This window comes from Eggerthella sp. AM16-19 (assembly GCF_003474385.1).
In the GTDB taxonomy this organism is placed as follows: Bacteria; Actinomycetota; Coriobacteriia; order Coriobacteriales; family Eggerthellaceae; genus Senegalimassilia.
In genome coordinates, this window is record NZ_QUCY01000021.1 from 40,372 (window position 1) to 48,859 (window position 8,488).

Consider the following 8,488-nt stretch of genomic DNA (forward strand, 5'->3'; position numbering starts at 1 on the left):
GGGTGAACACGCGAAGCTCTCGCGGAACGTCGGACCCGCCCTTCGCGAAGGCGCGCGCGACCAGTTTCCCCTCAAAGGCTACGCAAAACGCGAAATGCGCCTTGCCATACCCGCGGCACAAGCCTAAAAACGAGATTCGCTTCATATACTCCCCAATGCGTGATTCCGATTATTGCACTAGTATAAAAGCAAGAACCGGAAGCGCGGCCCGCGCACCGGGAAAGCCCACACCAAAGCAAGGACGAAAGACGCATGATCTCGATAGGCTCCATTCGGAAACGCGTGAGGCCGCTCACCTGGGAAATGTTATTTCTCTACTCGGCGGTTTTGTCGCTGTCGGTCATCGCGTCGGACCATATCGTTATCGACGGCGGGGAATACAGCACCTGGGAAGTCAACCGAATCAGCCCCTACGGATACGGCGACCTAGCCCTGTTCGCATTCGTATTCATTCTGTGCTTCACTATCGGTACGCTGGCGCTAGCCTTGCTGTTCCCGACATCGGAAGCCTACAAAGGCAAAAATCCCTCACTTGAAGTCGCGCGGCTCAACCGAAAGCCGATCCTGCTTATGAGCGTCATTCTGTTCGCCCTCTATCTGCCTTATCTTCTGGCATATTGGCCGGGCCTGATATTCGGCGATTCCGTCTCGTCGCTGTCGCAATCCTTGGGTTTTTCCGACTATAGCAATCACCATCCGTTGGCCTTCACCCTATGCGTGAAGGCATGCTTGTTCGTAGCGCACATGCTGGGCTTGTCGAATTCCGCAGGTTGCGCGCTGTTCACCATCATCCAGATGGTGGTGCTTTCGCTGTGCTTCGCGACGACCGTCCAATGGGTGATGCAGCGGACGGGATGCCGCCGCATATGGCGTTTCGTCCTGCTAGCGTTTTTCGGCATACCCCCCTATTTCGCAACTTACACCATTGCCATGTGGAGGGACCCGTTGTTCTCCGCGGCCGTGTTGATGTTGACGTTGCTGATTTTCGACCTGGCGGCATCGAAGGGGCACGTCCTTCAAACCGAAAAAGCCTGGCTGCCTGCATTCGCCCTCTCGTGCCTGGTCGCATGCCTGTTCAGAAGCAACGGGATCTTGGCGGCGATACTGCTCGCGGTCGTATTGGCCGCGATGGCGCTGCGAAGCCGGAGCGCATACAAGAAACCCGCTGCCATCGGTGCGGCAACGGCGATCGCGGCGCTGCTGCTCACCGGGCCTGTTTTTACCGCGTTGGGCGTCACACCCGCCGCAAAAGCAGAGGGGGTCGGCATCCCGCTCAACCAAATGGCGCGCGTCGCCGCAACCGGTGGAATCATGTCGGACGAAGACAAGCGTTACCTCAACGAGCTGCTTCCCCTGGAGCTCTATGAAACCGTTTACACGCCAACATGCGTGGATTCCGTTAAATGGAACCCCGAGTTCAACGAAGAGGCCTTGTCGGACGGCTTCTGGCGACATTGGCTGTCCATGGGAATCGAAAACCCGGTAACGTATCTCGAATCGTGGGAACTGCAAACCGTGGGCTATTGGTCCATTAATCAACCGCAGGTGTTATCGCACAATAGGAACATCGCAGCCGGGGTACCGCGTAACAGCCAAGATCCGGCAAGTCTCGAAGCATGGGAAATCTATCCACAAAACAAGCTCGGCAATGACGCAGTGCATAGCCTGCTGTGCACCGACCAGGGTTTCATTCCCATCGGATGGCTCTCCTGGTTCGCCCTCTCCGCGGTAATCGCCCTGTTCAACTGCAAGAAATCGGCATGGTTCGTTTCACTGGTCCCAACCGCCGCGATCATCGCCACATTGCTGGTCGCCTCCCCGATCTGGTACTGGGAACGCTACGCGGTCGCCCTGCAATTCTTGTTGCCATTTTACGTGGTGATGCTGTACTGCACAGACGGTGTAAGACGGCGACCGGTTTCTAATGAACAGCGCACAAGGCTCTCAAAGTTATTCGCATCACCAAAGACGCATACCATCTGATGGTTGGCGATGATGCAAAGGGCGCATCCGCCAGCAGAAGAGAACGCTAGTGCAAAACGATGCCGCCGTGGCTAACGAATTCGCCTGAAGCCCAGTCAACCGCATGCGCGAGAGCAACGTTGCAGCGAGCATCGTGCGCGCCGATATGTGGCGTGCCGCAAAGCCGCGCACCGTTCACGGCGATTTCGAGGACAACCTGGCTCTTGTCGCTGCGGAAAAGGAAAGCCCGACGCTTCTTGTCACCAATGACGAGCAGCTGATCAAGCACGCGGCTGTCGCCACGTTCACGCCCACCGACGCACTCGCAACGTTAAAGGCAAGAAGATAAAAGAGCTACTCCTGCGGCTCCTCCGTGTCGCTGGCCACCATCACGTGGCTGACGAACTGCGGGTCGTCGCGCCACGGAGCAACTTTTCCCGAAGCCAAGGTTTTGGGCAGATCGATGATGCGCTGGTTCGAGGATCCCCGGAAACGCAGCGTGATATCATGATGCGCCTGCACAAACGGGCCATCCACCAGCACATCGATAGCCGCCAGCAAACGATCGGTCACCTCGGTGTGGCGCGAACTCTCAGGATTCTGTAAATCCTCAAGCAGGTCGCCCGTGTAGCACCAAATCGTCTTCTCAGGATACGCCTCATGAACTCGCTCGACGAAATCGACCAAGGCGCGCTGATTTTCCGGCTCCATGGGCTCGCCGCCCAAAAGGCTCAAGCCGTCAACATATTCCGGCGCCAGGCTCTCGAGAATCTCATTCTGCACTTCAGGCGAAAACGGCTTCCCCGCCGTAAAATCCCACTGCTCGGGGTTGAAGCAACCCGGGCACCCATGACGGCACCCCGACACGAACAGGCTTGTGCGCACGCCCTCGCCGTTGGCGATATCGAAATATTTGATCTCAGAGTAATTCATATCCCACCAGCCCCATTCGCATAGCACAGCAGCGGTATCAACAAGTTGGTTGCATCCATCATGATTCTTCGCCCCGCTACGCGCAACCCGTACCACCAGCGTTCCGGCAAACGGTTTTAGTGCTGCGCTTAAAACATAGATGCCTTTCGATAGCAGCCAACTCCGCAAATCCATCGGCGACAACATCATGTAGCCACAGAGAAGCACAATCTCAGCAGAAAAAAGAGTCTGGATAGCGGCATATCAACGCTCACACCGCAACCTGGGCAAATGCTCCAGAAGAGCCACAGCGCAATTCGCGCACTCAAATGACCCCGCCACGCAAAGACAGCACGTATGAGACCACCCAATGCTCAAACGAACGCACTGAGAGATATCCCAAGCCTGCCCGATAGCAGCTTCCAACCGAGCTCAGGCCAATCCTACTCCCCAACAAGCGCAGGAATACTGGTAATCGCAGCGGCTACTGCTTCATCAACATCAGTCGTAGGTACGTCGGTGGCATTCACGCTAATGCAGTCAGCATGCTCGATGCCGTAGACCTTCGCCAAACCCTTCACGTTCTGCCAGCCCAGGTCCTGCTCATCGGTCGCAAAACCACCACGCGTAGTAACATAATGCAGTTCGCTAGCCCGACACATGCCAACAGGGCCATGATCGGTATAGCGGTTCACAATGCCCACCACGCTAATGTGCTCGAAATACACCTTCAGCAACGCCGGGTAAGCACCCTCCCAAAACGGCGCGGCAATGACAATCTCATCCGCCTCGGCAAACTGATGAGCTAAGTCAAACATGGCGTCGTCATACTGCTCCGCATACCGCAACTCATTGCGACGCGCCAGCGTCTTCGACGTCAGCGGAAGAAGACCAAGATCTTCAAGTACAAGCTGCTCAAGAACGTACTCGCCAGTGGACAGCAAATGCTCGACCAGAGCATCAGCAATCCGCTTCGTACGCGAAGTCTCACGCAGTACACAACTATCGATATACAGCAACTTCTTCATCAGGCTCACCAATCTCTATTCATGCTCAAATTCAACTATCCTGCCAACGGTACCACGGCTCAACTCAAACCGCATGGCAAAACACCAGAAACAAGCTCAGGAAGAAATCAACCCATCTCGCATCCCGAATCAAATCGCCGGTACCGCGAATAACATCACCATAAACCACGCTGCAGCTGTGCTTTCCCCGAGCCATCAATTGGCCCCGCCGTTGATTCTACAAGCCGATAAAGCCAGCAAGCATGGATCTAAGCCGAAAGCCATTACTAACATCCCTCTTGGAATATTTCGCAAACTGTGGCTTCCCGATACGCACCACATGCAGTATTCCAGAACGCTCCAACCTATGCAAAAGGCGGTCTGCCGGACAGTACCGGCAGACCGCCTTCAAAATATACAAGCATATTGAGCCATTGCAAGAACAAGCGGGAAAGCCTACGAAACGATAGCGGCGCAAATTCGCGACTACAAGAGCTCGAACAAAACGCCCTTTAACGCAAAGCAAGAGAATCGAGCGCAAGCGGGAAAGCTGCAAACGACATCAACAACGACATTGCCAATACAGCAATCACGCAAAGCTACGAAACCCTTAAACAACTGCCCACTGACACAAGTCAAGCAATTAACGCAGCATTACGGCACAAACCCCCGCAAGCTGACACCTTAAAACCGCCTTACACCGTTGCGAGCGCCTGCTCCAAATCGGCCAGCAAGTCCTCGGTAGACTCGATGCCGCAGCTCAAACGCACCATATCCGGAGAGATGCCGCAAGCCACCAACTCCTCGTCATTCATCTGGCGATGCGTAGCATTAGCCGGATGCAGCACACATGTGCGAGCATCGGCGACATGCGTGGCAATCTGAGCCAACTTCAGACTCTTCATGAACTGCTCAGCCACAACGCGACCACCCTCAAAACCAAAGGACACCACGCCGCACGTACCATTGGGCATATACTTTTGAGCCAACTCATAGTACGGATCGCCCGCCAAACCCGGGAACCTAACAAAGCTGATCTTCGGATGCGCCTGCAGGAATTCAGCGGCAGCCTGGCCATTCTTGCAATGCTGAGGCATGCGAACATGAAGGCTTTCCAACCCAAGATTCAAAATGAACGCATGCTGAGGGCTCTGAATCGAGCCGAGGTCACGCATAAGCTGCGAGGTGCACTTCGTGATGAACGCACCGCCCTGCCCAAACTTCTCTGCATACACAACCCCGTGGTAACTCTCATCCGGAGTCGTGAGCCCGGGGAACTTGTCAGCATGCGCCATCCAGTCAAACGTGCCTGCATCAACAATGCAGCCGCCCACGCACGCACCGTGACCATCCATATACTTAGTGGTGGAATGCGTAACGATGTTCGCACCCCATTTAATCGGGTTGCAGTTCACCGGCGTCGGGAACGTGTTGTCCACAATCAGCGGCACGCCATGAGCATGCGCCGCCTTCGCAAAACGCTCGATATCCAGAACGGCCAGCGCGGGGTTCGCAATCGTCTCACCAAACACGCACTTAGTATTCGGGCGGAAAGCAGCCTCAAGCTCCTCATCAGAGCAATCAGGACTCACAAACGTGCACTCAAGACCCATACGGTGCATAGTATGAGCAAGAAGATTATAGGTGCCACCATAAATAGCACTGGAAGCAACAACATGATCGCCAGCACCGGCAATGTTGAATACAGCAAAGAAGTTGGCAGCCTGACCGGAGCTAGTCAACATTGCAGCAGTGCCGCCCTCCATCTCGTAAATCTTCGCAGCAACATAATCATTGGTCGGATTTTGCAAACGAGTATAGAAGTAGCCAGATTCCTCCAGGTCAAACAGCTTACCCATATGCTCCGAAGTATCGTACTTCCACGTAGTGGACTGATAAATCGGAATCTGACGCGGCTCCGCATCGCCCGGACGATAACCACCCTGCACACACGTAGTGCCCATATGCTCGGTCATAGCAACTCCTCATCTAAACAAAGCAACACCGAAACATGATTGTGTTGCCAAACAATTAGTATGCCTTGTGTTTCGTCAAGTTCTTGTCGACAAATTCTGCGTCCTGGTTTCGACGCAGTCTGCAAAGCTGCCGACCGCCGTGTCCGTGCCGCCTAGTCGGCGGCCCTCCCGAGCATGAGCGCATGCTCCATCCTCTTGCTCGTCCCGTTGAACTCGACGAGCCTGCCGTGGTGCATGATGCGGTCGATGAGCGCGGAGGCGAGCTTGTCGTCGCCGAACACGACGCCCCATTTGGAGAACTCGACGTTGGTGGTGATCACCGGGCTCCGCTTCTCGTAGCAATCGCCCAGCACCTGGAACAGCAGCCTCGCCCCCTCCCGGTCGAGCGGAACGTAGCCGAGCTCGTCGACGATGACGAGCCTCGCCCTCGCGATGTCCTTCAGCAGGGGCTCCAGGCAGCTCTCCCCGCTCGCCTTCGCCAGCATGAGCACCAGCTCGGCGGCGGTGAAGAGCCTCGCCTCCTTTCCCGCCTGCGCGCACGCCATCCCCATGGCGATGGCGAGGTGGGTCTTGCCGCGGCCGGTCTGGCCGCGGAAGACGAGGTCCTCCGCACGTTCGACGAACCCCAGCGACCTCAGGTCGTCGACCCCGTAGCCCTCCGGCAGGGCCACCTGGGAGAAGTCGTAGCCCTCGAACGACTTCACCTGCGGGAACCTCGCCTTCCTGACCAGGCGCTCTCTCTTCCTCCTGTCGCGCAGCTCCAGCTCCGAGGCGATCGGCCCGCGCACGGCGGAGGCCTGGCCGGCGGTGGCCGTCGCAAGGAGCCCGTCGATGGTGCCGTTCGAGAAGTACATCGACCTCATGAGCGCCCTGACCGCGGCCGCGTCGTCCTGCTTGATGTACGCCACGGCTACGCCCCCTTCCCGCCGAAGACGACGTCGTACTCGGCGAGGTCGATGGGCTCGTCGTAGGCTATGGCGCCCTCCCCGGAAGCGATGCGGGCGGCGCTGACGGCCACGCTGGCGCGGTCGACGCGGCTCGTCGCCGCGTGCGCGAGCTCGACGGCCTGCGGCGTCGCCGACCACCCGGTCCTCGCGGCCTCGTCGCGCATCAGGCGCAGCTCGGCCTTCAGCTCGTCCCTGCCCAGGGAGTCCATATAACCCCTCAGCCCGTCCGACATCGACGCCCTCACCCGGGAGTTCGCCCATCCGCCCGGCTTCTGGCACGGCAGGTGGAGCCGGGACGCGGGGTCCGTGGAATCCGTGGACGCGCCGCCGTAGGCGCGGGCATGGGCGCACACGAAGGCGCCGTCGACGTCGAACACGCGGATGCTCGTGGCGCCGAGCGCGACGAGCATCTCCTGCCCGGCGAAGGCGGGGCTCGTCGAGTAGAAGTGCGGGCCGTCGACCTTCGCCTTGCCCTTCTTGTCGGCGACCGGCCTGAGGTAGCGGACGGCCTCGAAGGGCTTGGAGGGCAGGCCCAGCATGGCGAACCGGTCCTCGACGAACAGCTGCTCCTCGGGCTCCCCCTTGATCCAGCGGGGCTTGCGCGCCGGCTCCATGCACCTCGCCAGCAGGTTCCTGTTGAACACCTCGGCGTTGGTCAGCTGGGGCGTGGGGACCAGCAGGTTGCGCCTGACGAAGCCCACCTTGTTCTCCACCGACCCCTTCTCGTGGCCGGAGTTCGGGTTGCAGAACGAGTAGGCGAAGCCGTAGTGGGCCGCGAACCTGCCGAACAGCTCGGCGGTGCGCACGCCGCCGCATACCCTGCGGCCCACGCCGGCGGCGTTGTCGAAGACGATCCTGGTGGGCACGCCGCCGACGTGCTCGAATATCTGCTTGAGCGCCTGGCACACGCACTCGGCGTTCTCGCCGGGGAACACCTGGGCGAGGCCGACGTTGGAGTATGGGAAGGACAGCACGAAGAAGCTTAGGCGGGTGCGGACGCCGGAAACGTAGAAATCGGCCTCGCCGAAGTCGGCCTGGGCCTGGCCGGGCTCCCGCACCAGGTCGAGGAACCGCTCGCCCTGGTGCGGTCCCGCCTCCTCAGCTCGGCGACGTAGCGGCCGACGGTGGACTCGCTGACGTCGGCGCCGTGCTCGTCGACCAGCCTGCGCCATATGCGCCTGGCGGTGTGGCGCCGCTTGCGCCAGTTCCGGGCGTCGTCCTCGAGCCATTGGCGGATGACGGGCTTGTACGGGTCGAGCTTGCTCGGGGCGCTCCTCCTCGCGGACGGCCTCGGGGAGAAGTCGTCTTGGGCGAGGTACTTGTAGACGGTGTCGCGCGATACGCCGTTCATCTTGGCGATATCCGAGATGCTGAACCCGTCGCGGCGATGCTGGCGTATAGAATTGACGGTGGACATGTTGATCATCGCCTTTCCTGTCTTTCTGAGTAGAAACCGAAGCATCTATCAGATTAGGCACCTTCGAAGGCGGTCGGCATGTCTTTGCGTTTAGCGTCGAAAACCTGCTGCCGAAAGTGTCGACGCTTATTTGACTACACACATATATAAAATCGAGCGACATCCTCACCAAGCAAACAACCGCGACTACCCGATTAAAGGATGCCACTGTGCAAGGCGCCAGCACCCTAAACGCGGAAAGGGCCTGCGAGGGGATCGTCCCCTCGC

The 8,488-nt window shown here is 58.5% G+C and carries 7 protein-coding genes and 1 pseudogene; 2 read left to right on the top strand and 6 right to left on the bottom strand.

What is annotated here, in order from left to right; genetic code table 11:
• Nucleotides 1-252: 252 nt before the first annotated feature.
• Complete coding sequence (locus DW178_RS08720; protein WP_118350598.1) at nucleotides 253-1,983, top strand: DUF6020 family protein; 1,731 nt, start codon at nucleotides 253-255, stop codon at nucleotides 1,981-1,983.
• Between the two features lie 103 nt (nucleotides 1,984-2,086).
• Nucleotides 2,087-2,311: a hypothetical protein gene (locus tag DW178_RS08725; protein WP_118350600.1), complete on the top strand. Its 225-nt coding sequence runs from the start codon at nucleotides 2,087-2,089 to the stop codon at nucleotides 2,309-2,311.
• A 5-nt stretch (nucleotides 2,312-2,316) separates the two neighbouring features.
• On the opposite strand, the gene nrdG is transcribed toward DW178_RS08725, so the two are convergent.
• The 6 genes and pseudogenes from nrdG to DW178_RS11720 form a co-directional block, all read right to left on the bottom strand.
• Nucleotides 2,317-2,895 carry an anaerobic ribonucleoside-triphosphate reductase activating protein gene (nrdG, locus tag DW178_RS08730; protein ID WP_118350602.1) on the bottom strand — a complete coding sequence of 193 codons (579 nt, stop codon included), beginning with the start codon at nucleotides 2,893-2,895 and terminating at the stop codon, nucleotides 2,317-2,319.
• A gap of 422 nt (nucleotides 2,896-3,317) precedes the next feature.
• A complete protein-coding gene (locus DW178_RS08735) occupies nucleotides 3,318-3,902 on the bottom strand; it encodes an NAD(P)H-dependent oxidoreductase (RefSeq protein ID WP_147363851.1) in 585 nt (194 codons plus the stop codon).
• Between the two features lie 674 nt (nucleotides 3,903-4,576).
• Entirely contained in the window at nucleotides 4,577-5,857 is a 1,281-nt protein-coding gene (locus tag DW178_RS08740; protein WP_118350606.1) for an O-acetylhomoserine aminocarboxypropyltransferase/cysteine synthase family protein, read from the bottom strand.
• 152 nt (nucleotides 5,858-6,009) lie between these two features.
• Complete coding sequence (istB, locus tag DW178_RS08745) at nucleotides 6,010-6,720, bottom strand: IS21-like element helper ATPase IstB (protein WP_118350614.1); 711 nt, start codon at nucleotides 6,718-6,720, stop codon at nucleotides 6,010-6,012.
• Between the two features lie 47 nt (nucleotides 6,721-6,767).
• On the bottom strand, nucleotides 6,768-8,033 hold the full coding sequence (istA, locus tag DW178_RS08750; RefSeq protein WP_286168621.1) for an IS21 family transposase: 1,266 nt from the start codon (nucleotides 8,031-8,033) through the stop codon (nucleotides 6,768-6,770).
• Nucleotides 7,961-8,266, bottom strand: a pseudogene (locus DW178_RS11720) (helix-turn-helix domain-containing protein); the annotation flags it as partial. The gene istA and the pseudogene DW178_RS11720, both read right to left, overlap by 73 nt.
• Nucleotides 8,267-8,488: the final 222 nt, after the last annotated feature.